This window comes from Dactylosporangium salmoneum, from assembly GCF_039532525.1.
GTDB classification, from domain to species: Bacteria; Actinomycetota; Actinomycetes; order Mycobacteriales; family Micromonosporaceae; genus Dactylosporangium; species Dactylosporangium salmoneum.
Genome location: NZ_BAAARV010000012.1, coordinates 65,989 through 83,653 on the forward strand (window position 1 = coordinate 65,989; position 17,665 = coordinate 83,653).

Here is a 17,665-nt window from a genome sequence, read left to right on the forward strand (position 1 = left end):
GGTGCGGGAGCGTTGGGTCGCGAGAGGACGCCGCCTGCGCTGGGGCGCGCTCCTGTCGCTGCTCGCGCTGGTCGCGCTGCTCGGCGCCGGGTGGCGGTGGTTCCGGTCGATCGACTGGACGCCCCCGCGCCGCCGCTGGGTGGCCTTCACGCTGCTCGTGCTGACCGGCGCGGTGTGGGGCGTCGCCTCGGCCGGCCCGCCGCGCCCGCTGCTCCCGCCGGCCGGGCCGCCCTCGCCGGAGGCGGTCGCGGCGATCCAGGCCGGCCGGCCGCCCGGCTACCCGGTCGGTGGTCTCGACATCTCCAGCCACGACCACGGCAGGTACCCGGTGCACTGGCCGACCGAGGTGGCGGCCGGCAGCGAGTTCGTCTACATCAAGGCGACCGAGGGCGCCTCGTACGTCAACCCGCACTTCGCCGCCGACTACGCCGCCGCCAGGGCCGCCGGGCGGTACGTGGGCGCCTACGTGTACGCCCGCCCGGACCGTGGCGACCCGATCGGCCAGGCGGAGCACTTCCTGCGCCACGCCCGGTTCACCCGCGACGAGCGCACCCTGGTGCCGTTCGTCGACCTGGAGTGGCCGTACGCGGGGCTGCGCACCGGGCCCTGCTACGGGCTCACTCCGCAGCAGATGCGGGAGTGGATCCGCGCGTTCATCGGCCGCATCGAGGAGTCGGTCGGGCGCAAGCCGATGATCTACACCAACACGTACTGGTGGAACCCGTGCACGGGCAACGACGCCTCCTACGGCTCGTACCCGCTGGACATCGCCAACTACACGGCGAAGGCCTCGAACCTGCCGGCCGGCTGGAGCACGTTCGCGCTGTGGCAGTACGCCCCCGGCGACCCGGACCAGCGCCACAGCCACGACCGCGACGTGGTCAACGGCGGCCCGGAGGCCCTGCGCGCCCTGGCCTGGCCGCCACCGCCCGGCGGCTGACCTACTCCCTGGCCTCCTCCTGCGGGCCCGCGGGGAACAGGATCGGGCTGAGCAGGTACGGCGCCCGGCCCGGTGCGGGGCCCTGCCCGGCCACGTCGCCCAGCGCCTCCACCATGCGCCGGGTCAGCCCGGCCAGCTCCTCGGGGCTGAGCCACAGCGTCCCCTGCCGGTACGACACCCCGTCGGCGACCGGGTCGGCGCCCTCGCGATCGAGGTAGGCGTTGAACTCGGCGATGAGCACGGCCATGGCGGCCGCGAACCCGCGCCGGTGGTCCTCCACGCTCATCGCCGCGGCCGCCCCGGCGTCGATCACGGGCCGGTCCCGGCGCAGGCGGTAGCGCCGCTCCGTGGCCCCGCGCACCCGCGCCTCGCCCGCCACCTCCAGGAAGCCGCCCTCGACCAGCGGGGCGACCTGCCGGTACACGGTCACCCGCGACACGTCGGGCAGCAGCGCGCCCAGCTGCGCGGTGGTCAGCTCCCGCCCGCCGGCCAGGGCGTGCACGATGCGCAGCCGGACGGGGTGCAGCAGGAGCTCGACGGCGTTCACGGTCGTACTATCTCACATGCGATACCATTATCTAAGTTGAAACTGTGGATACCTTTGGAGGAGCCGTGCGCGACATGCCCGGGCGGCTGGTGCCCGTCAACGGCCGGACCGTCTACGTGGAGGAGTCCGGCGAGGGCCGGGACTGGGTGGTGTTCGAGGCGGGCGCCGGCTGCGGCCGGACCTGCTGGGACCCGGTGCTGCCCGAGCTGTCCGCCGAGGCCCGGCTGGTCACCTACGACCGCGCCGGCCGCGCGCTCAGCGGCCGCACGGCCGCCACCCCGGGCATCGACGACCTGGCCGCCGACCTGGTCGCCATGACCGAGGCGGTGGTGCCGGGCGGGTTCGTGCTCGTCGCGCACAGCATGGGCGGCCTGGTCGCCCGGCGCGCCGCCGAACGGCTCGGCCCCCGGCTGCGCGGCCTGCTGCTGGCGGACGCGCTGCCGGAGAGCTCCCCGGTGTACGACACCTGGGACCGCACCACCGGGCGCATCGACCGGATGATGGCCGTGACGCAGGCCCTCACCCGGCTGCGCCCCCTCGCGCGGCTGTTCAGTGCCAACCTGCGCCGGCTGTACGCCGCGGACACCTACGCCACCATGCTCGCCGAGGACCTCACCCCGGCCGGTACCGCGCAGACCCGCAAGGAGCTGCGCGCGGTCGCGGCCGCCGTCCACGAGTTCCGCGACCACCCGCCCGCCCCGCCGCGGTGCCCGGCGATCGTGCTGTCGGTGACCCGCGCGGCGAAGGGGCGGGAAGGCCAGCACGCCGCCAACCGCGAGCACCAGCGCCGCTACGCCGAGAGCCTGCCCGCCGGGCGGTGGTCGGAGGTCGACGCGGGCCACCTGCTGCAGGCCGAGCGCCCCGGCGACGTCGCCGCCGCCGTCCGGCAGCTGCTGCGGGCCCGCGATCAGGTCTCGTAGCCGAGCGCCGCGTCGACGACGACCGCCTCGACGTCCCGCGCGCACCGCTCGATCACGGCGGGCGGGTAGCGGTGCGTGTCGCCCCACAGCGTGTATCCGATCGCGCCCGGCACCTCCTCCACGTGCAGGTAGAAGGTGCCGTCGTAGGTGGGCTCGCGCACGCCCCAGCGCACCGTGGTCCGCGGCAGCGCGGCCCGCACCGCCGCCGGGTCCGGCGCCGGGCCGGTCGCCTCGTCGCGGGTCTCGGTGCGCCGGTCGTTGAGGTAGCAGGACAGGTCCACGTCGTCGGCCAGCCCGCGCGCGGCCCGGTCCATGAGCTCCCGGTGCGCGAGCGCGTCGTAGTAGCCGTGCTTGAACGCCCCGATCGCCGCCGTCCACGCCCGCGCCACCACGTCGTCGAACGGGCCGCCCGCGTCGACGACGCACACCCCGAACTGCCGCAGGCTGCCCACCGCCTCGGCGAACCCGGCCCGGAACCGGTTGCTCACCACCACCTGCACCACGGCCGCCGCCGCCCCGGTGGCCCGGGCCAGCGCCACGGCGTACGCGGCGAGCAGGATCGGCCCGGACGCGACCCCGGTGCGGGCGGCCACCGCGCGCACCGCGAGCGCCAGCGCCGGCGACTCGCAGACCACCTCCCAGAACCGCGGCTCGCCCCGGTCAGCGGTCGCGTTGACCGGCCGGGCCCCGCGGGCGGGCAGGCGGCGCAGCTGCCGCTCCCAGTGCCGCAGCGCCAGGTCGCTCTGCCGCCGCGCGGCCGGCTCGCGCTGCTGGCGGGCCAGCTCCAGCGGGCCGACTCCGGTCACCGGCGCGTCGTCGTGCCCGAGGTTGGCCAGGTCCCGCACCACGGCGTCGATGCCGAAGCCGTCGACGAGGACGTGGTAGTACATGACCACCACGTGGGTCGGCCGTCCGCCGGCGCGCACCACCGCCATCCGCACCGGCCATTCCCGCGCCGGGTCGAACGGCGTGGTCTGGTACCGCACCCGGACCGCCTCGGCGACCACGTCCGGCTCGGCGCCGTCCGCCGCGTCGACGACCTCCAGCGGCAGCTCCCCGGACTCGAAGACCACCTGCCGCGGCTCGCCGCCGACCAGCCGGATGCGCGTGCGCAGCGCCTGGTGCCGGGTCACCAGGAAGCGCAGCAGCGCCGCGACGCCCTCGACGGTCTCGCCGCCGGCCGCCCGGACCGTGCCACCGATGTTCATCGTTCGCCCGGTGCGGCGCATGAGGTCCCAGACGTCGCGCTGACCCCAGGTCAGCGCCTCCTCGCCCGCCCCGGCGCCGCGGAAGCCCACCATCACCCGGCTCGTCCTGCCGTCCACAGCCCGGAATGGTTCGCCCGTGCATCCGTCGATGTCAATGATTCGGTACGTCCGGTGCTCCCACGAGCCGCATCGGCCCGCGGGCCCGTGAAAGGTGCACCATGATCCGCTGTACCGTGCGCGGATGGCCGATGTGCATCGGCGCCCGGGCGACGTCGCGGCGATGCCGCTGCTGGCGGGAGTTCTGACGTCTGGCCGCCGGACGGCTCATCGCGCCCCGCACGCGGCGTGGGCCGCGACCAGGATCTGGTCGGTGACCGGGTCGGGATGGGTGATGAGGGTCAGGTGTGAGCCGCCCGGCACCGACAGGACCGCCGCCCGCGCCCGGTGGGCCATGGCCTCCTGCGACTCGGGTGTGATGATCCGGTCGTCGGCCCCGATGACCGACCACGACGGGATGGTCTTCCACGCCTGCGCCGCCGACTTCGTGGTGAACGCGGCCGAGGCGGCGGGCCGCTGGGTGGCCCACAGCACCTCGGCGGCCGGCGCCGCGACGTCCGGCCCGAACGAGCGCAGGAACGGTTCGCGCTTGAGGTAGAGGTCGTCGCCGACCCTGTCGTACAGCGTGGCCGGCGCCGCGCCGAGCGCCGAACCCTTGCCGCTCAGCTGCGCGGTGGTCTCCCCGATGGCCGGCATCGCGGCGTCGACGTAGACCAGCGCCTTGACGTTGGCGTTGCCGGCCGCCGCGTTGGTGATGACGGAGCCGCCGTACGAGTGCCCGACCAGCACGATCGGGCCCTTCACGGTCTTGAGGAAGGCCGCCACGCTCGCCGCGTCGCCGGTGAGCCCGCGCAGCGGGTTGGGCACCGCGCGCGCCACGTAGTGCTGGTTCTGCAGGCGCTCGACCTCTCCGCTCCAGCTCGACGTCCCGGCCCACGCCCCGTGCACGAGCACGACGGTGGGCTTCACGGCGCAGTCCGCGGGCGCCCGGCCGGCCGCCGCGGCGACCCCGAGGCCGAGCACGGCGGCCAGGAGAATCCTCATCGCCCGCAGCTACCCCGCGGGTTCCGTATTAGGCGGCGACGGTCAGCTCAGCGCCCGCTCGATCCCGTCGGTCATCCGGGCGAACTCGGCGGGCAGGTCCACGCCGTAGCGCTCGGCGAGCACGAGCACCGACCAGAGGCAGTCGGCCAGCTCGTGCCCGAGCCGCTCCCGCGCGTTCTCGATCTCGCGCCGCCCGTCGACCGCCATCACGAGCTTGGCCAGGTCGCCGACGTCCCCGGCGAACCCGAGCGCCAGGTCGCCGGTGCTCCACGCCCCGCGCCCGGCGGCGACGTTGCGGCGGTCGTAGAGGTCGGCGATGGCGATCGCCCGTGCCTGCAGCGCCTCGAGATCCATCGCCGCAGCGTAGCCGCCGCGGCTACCCGGCGGCGCCCCAGCCGAGCACCGCGCCCGTCGGGATCGCCAGCGACCCGTCGCCCGACAGGTACGGCAGGATCGCCCGCTCGTACTCCCGGCGGACCCGGCCGACCATCTCGGGCGACTCGTCAAGCAGCAGCGCGCCGAGCGCGCCGAACCCGCTCGCCGTACCCTGCCAGAGCTCCTCGACGCCGGTGCGCTGCACCCACTCGACCAGCTCGGCCCCGACGTCGCGCAGCCCCGCCGCCTTCAGCATCCCGGCGAGCCCGTCCGGCGTGCGCTCGTAGTTCTTGTCGGCGGCGATGGCCGGCACGTCCGCCGGCGCCCGCCCGCCCGCGGCGGCGAAGACCTCGCCCCAGAGCCGCTGCATCGGGGGCGCCGGCACCGGCCAGATCGTCACCGCGACCCGGCCGCCGGGCCGCGCCACCCGCCCCAGCTCCCGCATCCCGGCCCCCGGATCGCTGAGGTGGTTGATGACGAAGTTGGCCACGACGGCGTCGAACTCCCCGTCGGCGAACGGCAGCTCGGGCAGCACGGCGAGGCGCACGTCGGGCAGCCGGCGCTCGGCCACCTCCACCATGCTCGGCTCGGCGTCGACGGCGACCACGTCGGCCCCGCGCGCCATCGCCAGCCCGGCCACCGTCCCGGGCCCGGTCCCGGCGTCGAGCACCCGCATCCCGCCCGTCACCCCGGCCAGGTCCAGCAGCCGCTGCGCAGGATGGCCGCACAGCTCGCCGAAGAGCCGCTCGTAGGCCTCGCCCATCCCGGCGTACTGCAGGCGTGCATATTCGTCGAAGCTCATCGGCATCCGGCCACGTTACACGCGGTGGACGGTCAGCCGGGCTCGGTGCACAGGCAGAAGGGCTTGCCCACCGGGTCGAGGAAGACGCGGAAGGTGCGCCCGGTGCTCGCGACCTTCGTCGCGCCCAGGGCCAGGGTGGCCTCCTCGGCGGCGTCGAGGTCGTCGACCAGGACGTCCAGGTGCAGCTGCTGCGGGTGGGCCGGGTCGGGCCAGCGCGGCGGGTTGTAGCCGGCGACCTCCTGGAACAGCATCGGCCGGTCGCCGGCCTCGCCGATCATCGTGAGGCCGTCGCCGTTGTTCTGGGTCAGCTCCTTGCCCAGCAGGGCGGTGTAGAAGAGGCTCAGCGCCCACGGGTCCGGGCAGTCCAGGACCGGGCCGAGCAGCGTCCAGCCGGTGGCGCCGGGCTGCCAGTCCAGGTCGAAGGGGTGCCCGGCCGGGTCGGCGACCGTGATCCAGCGCTCGTTGCGGCGCAGCAGGGTGCCGCCCAGGGACAGCACCCGCTCCAGGGCGGGCTCGAGCGCGGGGACGCGGATGTCCAGGTGGGCCTGCTGGGGGCGGTCCTGGCCGGGCCACTGCGGCGGCGTGTGGTCCGGGGCCAGCTGGAAGCCGACCTTCCAGCCGTCGTTGGCCTTCAGCGACACCCAGTCCTCGTCGGCGTAGGTCTGTTCCCAGCCGGTCAGCGCGCCGTAGAAGGCGGCCAGGCCGCGGTAGTCCGCGGCGTCGAGCACGACCACGTCCAGGGTCCCGATCATCTGCCGAGGATACGGGGGCCACCCGGGCGACGTCGCCACTGGCACGATGGCGGCGTGCCTGCGTCCGTGACCCTCACCGTCAGGCTCGGCCGTAGGCGGCGTGGAAGAGCGCGTCGATGCGCGCCCGGCCGGGTAGCGCGACCGACGCGCCGGGACGTTCGGCGCAGGCCGCCCCGGCGGCGCACGCCCACCGCAGGGCGTGCTCCACGGCGCCCGCGCCGAGCTCGGCCCAGGCCACGGCGAGGGCGCCGGTGAACGCGTCCCCGGCGGCGGTCGTGTCGACGGCCTCGACGCTCGGGGCGGCGACCCGCACCCGGGCGCCGGACCGGTCGCCGTAGGCGGTCCCGCGGGCGCCGAGGGTGAGCACCGCCCGGGGCACCAGCCGCAGGAGCGCGTCGATCGAGGCATCCCCGGCGACGATGGTGGCCTCGTGCTCGTTCACCACGAGGACGTCCACGAGGGCCAGGAGGTCCCCGGGCAGCGGCGCGGCCGGGGCGGCGTTGAGCACGACCGTGGTGCCGGCCGCGGACGCCGCGGCGGCGGCCTCGGCGACGACCCCCGGCGGCACCTCCAGCTGCAGCAGGAGCACGTCGGCGGCGGCGATCGCGGCCCGGTCGGCGGGCTCCAGCGTGGTCAGGGTGGCGTTGGCGCCCGGCGCGACGACGATGCAGTTCTCCGCGGCCGCGTCGACGGTGATGAGCGCGACCCCGGACGGGCCGTCCGCGGTGCGCAGCCCCCGCACGTCCACCCCGGCGGCGACGAGGCCGTCGCGCAGCTGCCGGCCGAAGGCGTCGCCGCCGACCGCGCCGACGAACGCGCAGGCGGCCCCGGCCCGGGCGGCGGCCACGGCCTGGTTGGCGCCCTTGCCGCCGGGGACGGTGCGGAAGTCCCCGCCGAGCACCGTCTCGCCGGGGCCGGGCAGCCGCTGGGCGCTCACCACCAGGTCGAGGTTGGCGCTGCCGACCACCACAACGGACACGCTCATGAGGCACAGCGCAGCAGACGGGGCCGCGGGGCGCAACCGGACCGGCCGATCATGACTCGGGCGGGGGGCCGTCGTGCGGGCTGAGCAGGCGGTCGCGCAGCCGGGTGTGCCCGATGATCGGGGCGTGGTCGCGGGCCGGGATGAGGAACAGCCAGGTGGCCACCACGAACGGCGCGGTCAGGGTGGCCACGCCGACCGGCGAGAGCGCCGTGTCCAGCGCGGCCTGCACGACGACGGCGAAGAGGGTGCCGAGCAGCGCGTACACGGCGGTGCGTCCGGTGACCGGGTAGAACACGGTGCCGAGGGCGACGGCGGTCAGCACGGCGCTGAACGCGTAGAGCCCCTTGGTGGTGAGCCCGGCGTCGGCGCCGACCCAGAGCGCGTAGAGGGTGGCGACGAGGCTGCCGCCCAGGGCGTAGACCGCGGCCCAGGCGCTGCTGACAGCGAGGCCGGCCAGGATGAACAGGCCGCTGCCCCAGTTGTCGAGGAGGGAGACCTGGGCCACCCCGCGCAGCACCGCGGCGCAGAACGAGCCCGGCGTGAGGTTCGCGTGGGCGGCGTGCGCGTCGATCGGGGACGGCAGCCGCGGCGGGCCCAGGGAGGCGGCGTGGGCGTTGCGGAACTGGTACGCGGCGAGCAGCAGCAGCCAGGTGGTGAGCACGAAGGGGGAGGTGAGCGGCGGCACGCCCCACTCCTGGGCGATGTTGCCGATGGCCAGGGTGATGATCGCGGTCACCGCGGTGCCGGCGACCAGCAGGATCCACAGGTGGGCGGTGTTGGGCAGGAAGGTGGGCAGCGCGATCCCGGTCAGCAGGGCGTTGAAGCCGTACAGGCCCTGGCCCACCGACCCCACCTCCACGTCCAGCAGGATCGCGGTGACCGTGCCGACCGCCAGGCCCACGACCGCGCCGATGATGATGTCCAGGTCGTGGCCGGACGCGGCGGCCCAGGCGATGGCGAGCAGGAACAGCGCGCCGGTGGCCGGGTGGTTCTGCAGGTACACCTGGCTGGCGCCGCGCAGCAGCGTGGTGGCGAACCGGACGGCTAAGCGCATCGGTGGTCGTCGTCCTCTCGGTGTGGCGGCCGTCGGGTCAGCGCCACGCGAACGGCGGCGGGGCCGGGCGGCCGGTGACCGCCCGGCGGGTGGCGTCCCAGCAGGCGCGCACGAGCCGCTTGGCCGTCTCGGTGTCGCGGGCGAGGACGCGGTAGCCGAGGCCGGCGTCGTTGGGCAGCCGCGTGGCGCCCGCGGCCCAGCCCCCGGCCCGGTCCGTGCCCACCGGCAGCCGCGGCCGCACGGCCTCGGCGCGCTCGGGCGGGGTGAGCATCCAGACGGTGCCGAAGACGGCGTACTCGTGCATGCCGCCCGGGCGCGCCGGGTGCCACGCGGCCGGCTCGACGACCAGCCGCTCGGCGCACAGCACGGTGCCGTCCGGGCGGGCCGCCTCGACGCCGAGGGAGAGCAGGTCGTAGCCGAAGCGCTCGGCCGGGTCGTGGTGCAGCCGCCCGGGCAGTACCACCTCGGCGAGCAGGGCGGTGGCGCCGGCCGGCAGCACGACCCGGGTGTGCGCGCGGTAGCGGCTGCCGCGGTACGGGATGGTGGGCTCCGGGAGGTACTCCAGGTAGGCCCCCTCGCCCAGGGTCAGCGTCTGCTGCTGGGTGGCGTGGTTGGCGTCCATGCGCTGCACCTTGGTCGCCGACTGGGTGGTGAGGTGGACCCGGGCGCCGGGGTCGAGCCGGACGTCGACGTCGTAGCGGTCGCCCTGGACCACGCCGCCGCCGGTGGTGACCATGACGAGGCAGGCGCAGTCGGGCAGCGTCTCGTCGTAGTGCAGGGCCTGCTGGACCAGCAGCGGCGCCTGCCGGTAGAGCTCGATCAGCTCGGTGCGGCCGCGGCGGGGCTGCAGCCGCATCCGCAGCACGCCGTGCTTGCCCACGCTGCCGGCCGGGCGCTGGGCCGGCTCATCCACGTAGGGCGCCAGCTCGGGCGGGACGGTGTTCACGCCGGGCGCGTCACGTCAGGGCGAGGTCGAACAGCGCGTCCTCGCCGAGGCGCGTCATCAGCTCGTCGATGCCCTCGCCGGTGCGGCAGTTGGTGAAGACCACCGGCCTGCCGCCGCGCTGGGCCGCCGCGTCCCGGGCCATCACGCCGAGGTCGGCGTCGACGTGCGGGGCGAGGTCGGTCTTGTTGACGACGAGGATGTCGGAGCGGGCGATGCCGGGGCCGTTCTTGCGCGGGATCTTGTCGCCGGCCGCCACGTCGATGACGTACACGAAGAAGTCGACCAGCGCCGGGCTGAACGTGAGCGTCAGGTTGTCGCCGCCGCTCTCGATGAGGACCACGTCGGTGTCGGGGAAGCGGGCCTCCATGTCCTCGACGGCGGCGAGGTTCATCGACGGGTCCTCGCGCACCGCGGTGTGCGGGCAGGCGCCGGTCTCCACGCCGATGATGCGCTCCTCGACCAGGACGCCGGTCAGCTCCCGCCGGACGTGCTTGGCGTCCTCGGTGGTGACGACGTCGTTGGTGACGACGAGGACCTTGAGGCCGTGCCGGACGAGGTGCGGCACGATCGCCTCGATGATGGCGGTCTTGCCGCTGCCGACCGGGCCGCCGACGCCGATCCGGCTGATCTTCTTCACGGTGTCCTCCTGGCTGGTGCGGTACAGGTGCGGGGTCTCAGCTCATGAACATGCGCACGTGGGCGTCGACGTGGGCGGCGGCCAGCACGTCGAGGTGCGGCGCGAAGGACGACATGTCATCGAGGGACAGCGCCCGGACGCGGCGGTAGTCCTCGGCCGCCCGCTCGTTGGCCCGCCACAGCACCCGCTGGGCGTCGAGGTGGTCCAGGCGCATCAGGCGCATGGCCGCGCCCGTGAGCATGGCGGCGGTGCCGTGCTGGTGCACCGCGAACGCGGCCGTCTCCGGCAGGCCGAGGCAGGCGCACAGCACGCCCAGCCCCACCGGGTAGGTGCCCGGCGTGCGGCCCTCGGCGATCGCCCGGCGCCAGCCGTGCAGCGCGGGCGCGCCGGTGAGCACGGAGCCGGCCGCGGCGAGCTTGCCGCCCATGCGCACGGACTGCTGGCGGGGCTCCTCGTTGAGCTTGCGGGCGTAGAGCGCCGCGTCGGCCGCCAGGATCCCGTCGTCGTCGCCACGGCCGGTCGCCCGGTGCGCGACCAGCAGCGCCACGCCGTCGCAGCCGGCCGTCTGGTGCACCACGCCCTCCACGAACGCGGCGAGCGACCCGGTATCGCGCACGGCACCCTCCTCGACCGCGGTCTCCAGGCCGGCCGAGAACGCGAACGCGCCGACCGGGAACAACGAGTCGCCCAGCTGGACGGCCTTGACGACGGTCGCGAGGTCCGCCGTCACGTGTGGGTGTGCTGCTCGGCCGCGCCGAAGAGGCGCCGGGCCTCGTGCGGGGCCAGGTACGGGATGACCTCGGCGCCGGGCACGAACCGGTGGCGGCTCAGCGCGAAGTGGTGGGTGCGCATCACCGAGTCCATCACCGCCCGGTCCACGGTCACCGGCACGAACAGCTGGGCGTCCTTGACCACCGCCGGCCAGTGCTGGTTGCCCAGCGCGTGGCCGAGCTCCACGGCGGCGCGGATGGCGGCGTCCGGGTCGGCCGGGTCCGGGCGGGGCAGGTCGACGAGCATGACCTCGCCCAGCTCCAGCCGCGCCACGATGACCGAGGCCCGGGACGGGTCGGACCACAGCACGTCGCCGTCGTGCAGGTGGGTGCCGCGCGGCAGCGACAGGGCCACGACGGTGCCGCCGCGGGTCGCCTTGCGCAGCCGGTTCTTCTGCGCCTCCCACTGGTCCAGCACCAGCTCGTCGGCCTCGGCGCCGCGCCAGCGCTCGTCGGCGATGTTGCCCTGCACGGCTTCGATCAGCATCCGGTACCCCCCGGCTCAGCTGAAGAAGTACAGCTGGCCGAGCGCGACCGACTGCACGGGCGGGACGGTGGCCTGGGTGCCGTCGACGGTGACCGAGAAGGTCTCCGGGTCGATCTCGATGCGCGGGGCGGCGTCGTTGCGGACCATGTCCCGCTTCGTCAGCGTGCGCGTGCCGTACACCGGCAGTACCTGCCGGCGCAGCCCGAGCCGCTGGTGCACGCCGGCCTCGACGCCGGCCCGGGACAGGAACGTCACGCAGGTCTCGGCCCGGGCGCCGCCGTACGCGGCGAACATCGGCCGGTAGCGCACCGGCTGCGGGGTGGGCAGCGACGCGTTCGGGTCGCCCATGAGCGACCAGCTGATCGCCCCGCCCTTGAGGACCATCCTCGGCTTGGCCCCGAAGAACGCGGGCTCCCACAGCACCAGGTCGGCCATCTTGCCCGGCTCGACGGACCCGAGCACGTGCGAGATGCCCTGCGCGACGGCCGGGTTGATGGTCACCTTGGCCACGTAGCGCAGCACCCGCGCGTTGTCGTGCCCCCCGGTGTCCTCCGGCAGCGGCCCGCGGGCCCGCTTCATCGCGTCGGCGGTCTGCATCGCCCGCAGCCAGGTTTCCCCGACCCGGCCCATCGCCTGCGAGTCGCTGGAGATCATCGAGATGGCCCCGAGGTCGTGCAGGACGTTCTCGGCCGCGATGGTCTCCGCGCGCACCCGGGACTCGGCGAACGCGACGTCGGACGGGATCTTCGGGCTGAGGTTGTGGCAGACCATGATCATGTCGTAGAGCTCGGCCTGCGAGTTGACGCCGAACGGCAGCGTCGGGTTGGTCGAGCTGGGCAGCACGTTGAGCTCGCCGGCGACCTTCATGACGTCCGGCGCGTGCCCGCCGCCGGCCCCCTCGGTGTGGAAGGTGTGGATGGTCCGCCCCTCGAACGCGGCGATGGTGTCCTCCACGAACCCGGATTCGTTCAGCGTGTCCGTGTGGATGGCCACCTGCACGTCGAACTCGTCGGCGGCGGCCAGCGCGGCCCGGATCACCGCCGGCGTCGAGCCCCAGTCCTCGTGGATCTTCAGCCCGGCCGCGCCGGCCGCCAGCTGCTCGTCCAGCGGGCCGCGGCCGGCGCAGTTGCCCTTGCCCAGGAACCCGTAGTTGACCGGCAGGCCTTCGACCGCCCGCAGCATCATCTCCAGGTTCCACACGCCCGAGGTGATGGTCGTGCCGTTGGTACCGTCGGTCGGCCCGGCGCCGCCGCCGAAGAACGTGGTGACGCCGTTGCTCAGCGCCGCGTACGCCTGCTGCGGCGAGATGTAGTGCACGTGCGTGTCGATGCCGGCCGCGGTGAGGATGAGGTGCTCGCCGGAGATGGCGTCGGTCGCCGCCCCGACCACGAGGTCCGGGCTGACACCGTCCATCGTGGACGGGTTGCCGGCCTTGCCCAGCCCCACGACCCGGCCGTCCTTGATGCCGACGTCGCACTTCACCACGCCCTGCACCGCGTCCAGCACGGTGACGTTGGTGATGACCAGGTCCAGGGCGCCGCCGGCCGCGGTGAGCTGGGTGTCGCTGCCCATGCCGTCGCGCAGCGTCTTGCCGCCGCCGTAGACCGCCTCGTCGCCGAGGATCCGCAGGTCGCGCTCGATCTCGATGAAGAGGCCGGTGTCGCCCAGGCGGATCCGGTCGCCGGTGGTGGGGCCGAAGAGGTCGGCGTACTGCTGCCGGGAGATCTCCACCCGTCAGGACTCCTTCCGGGTCAGGAAGCCGCGGAACTCGGCCAGCCTCTCGGCCTCCACCCGCCGTGGCTGGTAGCCGGGGCGCGGGCCCTCGCCGGACCAGCCGTCGACGAGGCCGTTGAAGCCGTACACACGCTGCCGGCCCCCGAAGGGCACCAGCTCGACGGTGCGGCTGTCGCCGGGCTCGAACCGCAGCGCCGTGGTGGCCGGGATGTTCAGGCGCATGCCGAAGGCCTTCGAGCGCTCGAAGCGCAGCAGGCGGTTGGCCTCGAAGAAGTGGAAGTGGGAGCCGACCTGGATGGGGCGGTCGCCGGTGTTGGCCACCTCGATGGTGACGGTCGGCCGGCCCTCGTTGAGCTGGAGGGGCTCGTCGCGCAGGACGTACCCGCCGATCGTGTGCACGGCCAGCTCGCTCGGGTGGCCGTGCGCGACCGGCCCGGGGCGGCTGGCTTCGTCCTTCGCTTTCGTGGCTTTCGTGGCCTTGGCGGGCGTGGCCTTCGCCGCTTTGCCGGGTGCGGCCTTCGCCGCCTTGGCGGGTGCGGCTTTCGCGGTCGTGGCCTTGCCCGGCGCCGCGGTCTTCGCCGGGCGGGCCTGCTTCTTCGGGTTCGTCGGCATGAGGCGGCCCCCTACTGGATCGGGCCGTGCACGGTCACGAGGCGGCTGCCGTCGGTGAAGACGGCCTCGACCTGGATGAACGGCACCATGTCGGCCACACCGTCCATCACGTCGTCGCGGCTCAGCACCGTGCGGGCGTGCGCCATGACCTCCTCGACGGTCCGCCCCTCGCGGGCCCCCTCCAGCGCGGCCGCGGCGATGACCGCCACCGCCTCGGGATGGTTCAGCCGCAGGCCGCGCTCCTTGCGCGCGGTCGCGATCTGGGCGAGCGAGAGGATCGTGAGCTTGTCCAGCTCCCGAGGCGTCAGATGCACAGCCGGCCCCTTCTGCGTGTACGGCGGTCTGCCGCGACGACCGTACGCAGGTGAGGTGGCCCGGCGGCTCACCTCGGCGGGGCGGTCCGCTTCCGCAGCGCGTCGAGGGCCTTGTCGGCGTGCACGCCCATGCGGATCTCGCTCTTCACCACGGCGAGCACCCGCCGGTCGGTGTCGATGACGAACGTGACGCGCCTGGTCGGCAGGAGCCCGATCGAGCGGCGCACCCCGAACTGCTCGCGCACCGTGCCCTCGGGGTCGGACAGCAGCGGGTAGCCGAGGCTGTGCTTGGCGGCGAACTCGGCCTGCCGCTCGATCTCGTCGCCGCTGACCCCGACCGGCTGCCCGCCGGCCGCCCGCAGCTCGGCCGCGATGTCGCGGAAGTGGCAGGCCTCCATGGTGCAGCCGGCGGTGAGCGCGGCCGGGTAGAAGAACAGCACGACGGGGCCGTCGGCGAGCAGTTCGCCGAGGGAGCGGGGCGTGCCCTGCTCGTCGGGGAGCACGAAGTCCTCGACCACGTCACCGACGTCCACGGTGTTCTCCTTCCCGGGAATCATGTCCGCCTCTATCGTGCCCGCCCGCCGTCCGCCGTCTGCTACCGGGTCGCCGGGGCGAGGCCGTCGAACACGATGGCGAGCGCCCGGTCCCGGACCTCGTCGTCGAGGCTGCGGTGGGCGGCGGCCCGGGACATGGCCACCAGCAGGGCGTACACCTCGGGCAGCTCGGCGTCGTCGCGCACCGCGCCGGCCCGCTGGGCCCGCTCGAGCAGGGCGCCCACCGCCCGGCGCAGCCCGTTGCCGGCCTCGATGGCCTCGCCGCTCACGTCGCCACCCGCCCCGAGCAGCGCGTCGCCGATGGCGATCTTCGTGGCCGCGTCGGCGACGAGGTGGCGGAAGAAGTCGTAGAAGGCCGCGCCGGGGTCCGCCGCGCCGAGCAGCGCCTCGGCCTGCGAGCGCAGCCGGTCGAACCGCCGCACGAGGACCGCCTGCAGCAGCACCGCCTTGGTGGGGAAGTGCCGGAAGACGGTGGCGATGCCAACCCCGGCCAGGCGGGCCACCTCCTCGGTCGACGCGGCCTCCCCGCCGCGGCCGAACACGTCCTCGGCCACGTCCAGGATGCGCCCGCGGTTGGCCCGCGCGTCGACGCGTTGGGTCCGCTCGCCCATCCCGTCCTCCGTCCCTTGTATCCGAAGTCGCGACTCCGTAGTATCGGAGTCAAGACTTCGGATATTGCGTTGCTGGTGACAGGAGAATCGCATGGCCGAGCCCCGGACCCCGCGCGAGGTCTTCCTCGCCCTCGTGCACGGCGTCGCCGAGGGTCGCTGGGAGGAGCTTCCCGAGCTGTACGCCGAACAGACCGACGTCGTGCACCCGTTCGACCCGCGGCGCGCCCCGGCGCTGCGCACCCGCGACGAGCTGCGCGAACACTTCCGCCCGACCGGCCTCGGGCCCCTGCTGATCCGCCGGCCGGTCAACATCACCATCCACGAGACGGCCGACCCGGAGGTCGTCGTGGCCGAGTTCGAGTACGAGGGCACCGTCGCCGGGACCGGGGAGCCGTTCGCGCTGCCGGGCATCTTCGTCCTGCGCGTCCGCGACGGCCAGATCGTCAGCTCCCGCGACTACTTCGACCACCTGGCCTCCGCGAAGGTCCGCGGTCAGCTGGACGCCCTGGTTGCGCCGCCCGCCCGCGAGGGCTGACGCGGCCGTGCCGCCCGCTTGTGAGGGCTGACGCGGCCGTGCCGCCCGCCCGCGAGGGCTGACGCGGCCGTGCCGCACGCAGCAGGGCCCGGCCGGGAAGCGGCCGGGCCCTGCTGGAGCCGGGTTCAGTAGATCGTCACGCCGAAGTGGCTGGCCGCCGCGCGGGCGGGCTGGAAGAACGTCGTCCCGCCGCTGGTGCAGTTGCCGCTGCCGCCGGAGGTGAGGCCGAGCGCCTTGTTGCCGTCGTAGAGCGGGCCGCCGGAGTCGCCGCCCTCGGCGCACACGGTGGTCTGGATGAGGCCGGTCACGGTGCCGCCCGGGCTGCCGCTGTAGCGGACCGTGGCGTTGAGCGCCGTCACCTTGCCGGTGTGCGTGCCGGTGGTCGAGCCGGTGCGGGTGACGTTCTCGCCGACGTAGGCGTCCGCGACCGTGAAGCCGCCGGGGTGGGACAGCGACGTGTTGGAGTAGCGCACGAGCGCGTAGTCACTGCCCGGGAAGGTGTACCCCACGTTCGAGCCGATCAGGGTGGCGTGGCTCGAGTTGGTGTACCACGTGGAGGCCACCGCCCCGCAGTGCCCGGCGGTGAGGAAGTAGTAGGTGCTGCCGCTGACCACGTTGAAGCCGAGCGAGCAGCGGTACGAGCCGCCGTAGATCGCGGCCCCGGCGGACAGCAGTGGCGAGAACACCCCGGCGGTCCGCTCGATGCGCACCGCGCCCGAGCTCTGCCGGATCTTGGCGAGTGCGGCGTCGGAGACGCTGCTGTCGGCGGTGACCACGACGCGACCGGTGGCGGCGTCGGTGTGCCAGGCGATCCCGGCGACTCCGGTGCGCTCCACCGCGTCGCTGGCGGCCGCGAGCTGGCCCGAGCTGTACGACACGGGCGCCGCGGAGGCGGCCCCGGGCAGGGCGAGGGCCCCGGCCGCGAGTGCACCAGCGGCGACGGCGATCAGCCGTGCGACGTGGCGTCGTGCGTGCATCGTGTTGACCATCGTCAACTCCTTTCAGGCCGGGCGGGTGGAGGGTGGTCCCGCCGGCTTCCTGACGCGTGCGTCTGAGTATTTATATCTATCGATAAGATCGCAAGTGGTGCGACGGCGACCATCCGTGCGAATCGGGCCGCCGCCCCGACCACGAGCCGTCAGCGGGCGCGGGCATCCGTGCGAATCGGGCTGCCGCCCCGACCGCGAGCCGGCTCCGGCTGGGTAGTGCGGGGCGGGCCGTCAGCGGGCGCGGGGCCGGCCGGACACGCCCGCTCGCGGGCGCGGTCATCGTTCGCCGTTGAGCCGGCCGTCGGCGGTGAAGGCGAGGGCCCGGAGGCCGGCCGCCTGCGGGAGGTGCTCGACAACGCCGTCTCCGTCATGCAGGGCAGCGGCGGCGCCGGTGACAGCGCGGGCCCGGGCGTCCGCCGGTCGTCCCTGCCCGGGCGCGCAAGGCGCGGGAAACGTGCCGGCCGGTGCGTCGCGCGCAAGATGTTTGGAAGACCCGGCCGCGTTCGTCCTAGCGGTGGTCAGTGCGTGGGCGGGCCGAAGGTGAGCGTCCTTGCGGTGGTCAGCCTGTGGGCGGGCCGGAGGCGGGCGTCGAGGCGTCGGCGGATTCGACGCCAACGCAGGGCATGGCGGCGAGGCGGCGGGCCTCGGTGACCAGGCGGGTCGACCCGCGCCGGGCGGCGACCTCCGCCAGACCCGCGATCCGGACCGGCCCCGGAGCGGCCGCGGCGGTCTCCGCGGCCAGGGTCAGCAGGCCGGGTGTGCCGCGCGGCGCGGCGGGCTCGGCCAGCAGCA

General features: G+C 74.7%; 22 protein-coding genes. 3 read left to right on the forward strand and 19 right to left on the reverse strand.

Annotated elements, in window-relative coordinates; all coding sequences use genetic code 11:
• Position 1 precedes the first annotated feature (1 nt).
• Positions 2-940, forward strand: coding sequence for a GH25 family lysozyme (locus ABD352_RS06665; RefSeq protein ID WP_344611325.1), 939 nt, complete (start codon positions 2-4; stop codon positions 938-940).
• A gap of 1 nt (position 941) precedes the next feature.
• Here the strand turns inward: ABD352_RS06665 and ABD352_RS06670 are convergent, their stop codons facing one another.
• Positions 942-1,487 carry a helix-turn-helix domain-containing protein gene (locus ABD352_RS06670; RefSeq protein WP_344611326.1) on the reverse strand — a complete coding sequence of 182 codons (546 nt, stop codon included), beginning with the start codon at positions 1,485-1,487 and terminating at the stop codon, positions 942-944.
• A gap of 74 nt (positions 1,488-1,561) precedes the next feature.
• Between ABD352_RS06670 and ABD352_RS06675 the strand changes: the two genes are divergently transcribed.
• Positions 1,562-2,407, forward strand: coding sequence for an alpha/beta fold hydrolase (locus ABD352_RS06675; RefSeq protein ID WP_344611347.1), 846 nt, complete (start codon positions 1,562-1,564; stop codon positions 2,405-2,407).
• Here ABD352_RS06675 and ABD352_RS06680 read toward each other — a convergent pair.
• From ABD352_RS06680 to ABD352_RS06755, 16 genes are all read right to left on the reverse strand, one after another.
• Positions 2,395-3,732 carry a condensation domain-containing protein gene (locus ABD352_RS06680; protein WP_344611327.1) on the reverse strand — a complete coding sequence of 446 codons (1,338 nt, stop codon included), beginning with the start codon at positions 3,730-3,732 and terminating at the stop codon, positions 2,395-2,397. The genes ABD352_RS06675 and ABD352_RS06680 overlap by 13 nt on opposite strands.
• Before the next feature lie 207 nt (positions 3,733-3,939).
• Positions 3,940-4,716 (reverse strand): alpha/beta fold hydrolase, encoded by a 777-nt coding sequence (locus ABD352_RS06685; protein WP_344611328.1) that lies wholly within the window; start codon positions 4,714-4,716, stop codon positions 3,940-3,942.
• Between the two features lie 42 nt (positions 4,717-4,758).
• Complete coding sequence (locus tag ABD352_RS06690; protein ID WP_344611329.1) at positions 4,759-5,070, reverse strand: nucleoside triphosphate pyrophosphohydrolase family protein; 312 nt, start codon at positions 5,068-5,070, stop codon at positions 4,759-4,761.
• 22 nt (positions 5,071-5,092) lie between these two features.
• Positions 5,093-5,899: a class I SAM-dependent methyltransferase gene (locus ABD352_RS06695; protein WP_344611330.1), complete on the reverse strand. Its 807-nt coding sequence runs from the start codon at positions 5,897-5,899 to the stop codon at positions 5,093-5,095.
• Positions 5,900-5,925: 26 nt separating this feature from the next.
• Positions 5,926-6,645, reverse strand: coding sequence for a VOC family protein (locus ABD352_RS06700; RefSeq protein ID WP_344611331.1), 720 nt, complete (start codon positions 6,643-6,645; stop codon positions 5,926-5,928).
• Positions 6,646-6,724: 79 nt separating this feature from the next.
• Positions 6,725-7,630, reverse strand: coding sequence for a PfkB family carbohydrate kinase (locus tag ABD352_RS06705; protein WP_344611332.1), 906 nt, complete (start codon positions 7,628-7,630; stop codon positions 6,725-6,727).
• 49 nt (positions 7,631-7,679) lie between these two features.
• Entirely contained in the window at positions 7,680-8,684 is a 1,005-nt protein-coding gene (locus ABD352_RS06710; RefSeq protein ID WP_344611333.1) for an urea transporter, read from the reverse strand.
• Positions 8,685-8,721: 37 nt separating this feature from the next.
• On the reverse strand, positions 8,722-9,630 hold the full coding sequence (locus ABD352_RS06715) for an urease accessory protein UreD (RefSeq protein WP_344611334.1): 909 nt from the start codon (positions 9,628-9,630) through the stop codon (positions 8,722-8,724).
• 10 nt (positions 9,631-9,640) lie between these two features.
• Positions 9,641-10,267, reverse strand: a complete 627-nt coding sequence (ureG, locus tag ABD352_RS06720) for an urease accessory protein UreG (RefSeq protein WP_344611335.1) — start codon at positions 10,265-10,267, stop codon at positions 9,641-9,643.
• A gap of 37 nt (positions 10,268-10,304) precedes the next feature.
• Positions 10,305-10,997, reverse strand: a complete 693-nt coding sequence (locus tag ABD352_RS06725) for an urease accessory protein UreF (protein ID WP_344611336.1) — start codon at positions 10,995-10,997, stop codon at positions 10,305-10,307.
• Positions 10,994-11,524, reverse strand: a complete 531-nt coding sequence (locus tag ABD352_RS06730; protein ID WP_344611337.1) for an urease accessory protein UreE — start codon at positions 11,522-11,524, stop codon at positions 10,994-10,996. The genes ABD352_RS06725 and ABD352_RS06730 overlap by 4 nt, the downstream gene beginning before the upstream one ends.
• A gap of 15 nt (positions 11,525-11,539) precedes the next feature.
• Positions 11,540-13,255, reverse strand: coding sequence for an urease subunit alpha (locus ABD352_RS06735; RefSeq protein ID WP_344611338.1), 1,716 nt, complete (start codon positions 13,253-13,255; stop codon positions 11,540-11,542).
• 3 nt (positions 13,256-13,258) lie between these two features.
• Entirely contained in the window at positions 13,259-13,870 is a 612-nt protein-coding gene (gene ureB, locus ABD352_RS57540) for an urease subunit beta (RefSeq protein WP_425553489.1), read from the reverse strand.
• An 11-nt stretch (positions 13,871-13,881) separates the two neighbouring features.
• Positions 13,882-14,184, reverse strand: coding sequence for an urease subunit gamma (locus ABD352_RS06745; RefSeq protein WP_344611339.1), 303 nt, complete (start codon positions 14,182-14,184; stop codon positions 13,882-13,884).
• Between the two features lie 68 nt (positions 14,185-14,252).
• Positions 14,253-14,717 carry a peroxiredoxin gene (locus ABD352_RS06750; protein WP_344611340.1) on the reverse strand — a complete coding sequence of 155 codons (465 nt, stop codon included), beginning with the start codon at positions 14,715-14,717 and terminating at the stop codon, positions 14,253-14,255.
• A gap of 62 nt (positions 14,718-14,779) precedes the next feature.
• Positions 14,780-15,349 carry a TetR/AcrR family transcriptional regulator gene (locus tag ABD352_RS06755; protein WP_344611341.1) on the reverse strand — a complete coding sequence of 190 codons (570 nt, stop codon included), beginning with the start codon at positions 15,347-15,349 and terminating at the stop codon, positions 14,780-14,782.
• Positions 15,350-15,440: 91 nt separating this feature from the next.
• On the opposite strand from ABD352_RS06755, the gene ABD352_RS06760 reads away from it, so the two are divergent.
• Entirely contained in the window at positions 15,441-15,884 is a 444-nt protein-coding gene (locus tag ABD352_RS06760; RefSeq protein ID WP_344611342.1) for a nuclear transport factor 2 family protein, read from the forward strand.
• A gap of 125 nt (positions 15,885-16,009) precedes the next feature.
• Here ABD352_RS06760 and ABD352_RS06765 read toward each other — a convergent pair whose 3' ends face one another.
• Positions 16,010-16,873 (reverse strand): S1 family peptidase, encoded by an 864-nt coding sequence (locus ABD352_RS06765; RefSeq protein ID WP_344611343.1) that lies wholly within the window; start codon positions 16,871-16,873, stop codon positions 16,010-16,012.
• A 559-nt stretch (positions 16,874-17,432) separates the two neighbouring features.
• Positions 17,433-17,665, reverse strand: a 233-nt coding sequence (locus tag ABD352_RS06770) for a hypothetical protein (protein WP_344611344.1), incomplete at its 5' end; no start/stop codon positions are given.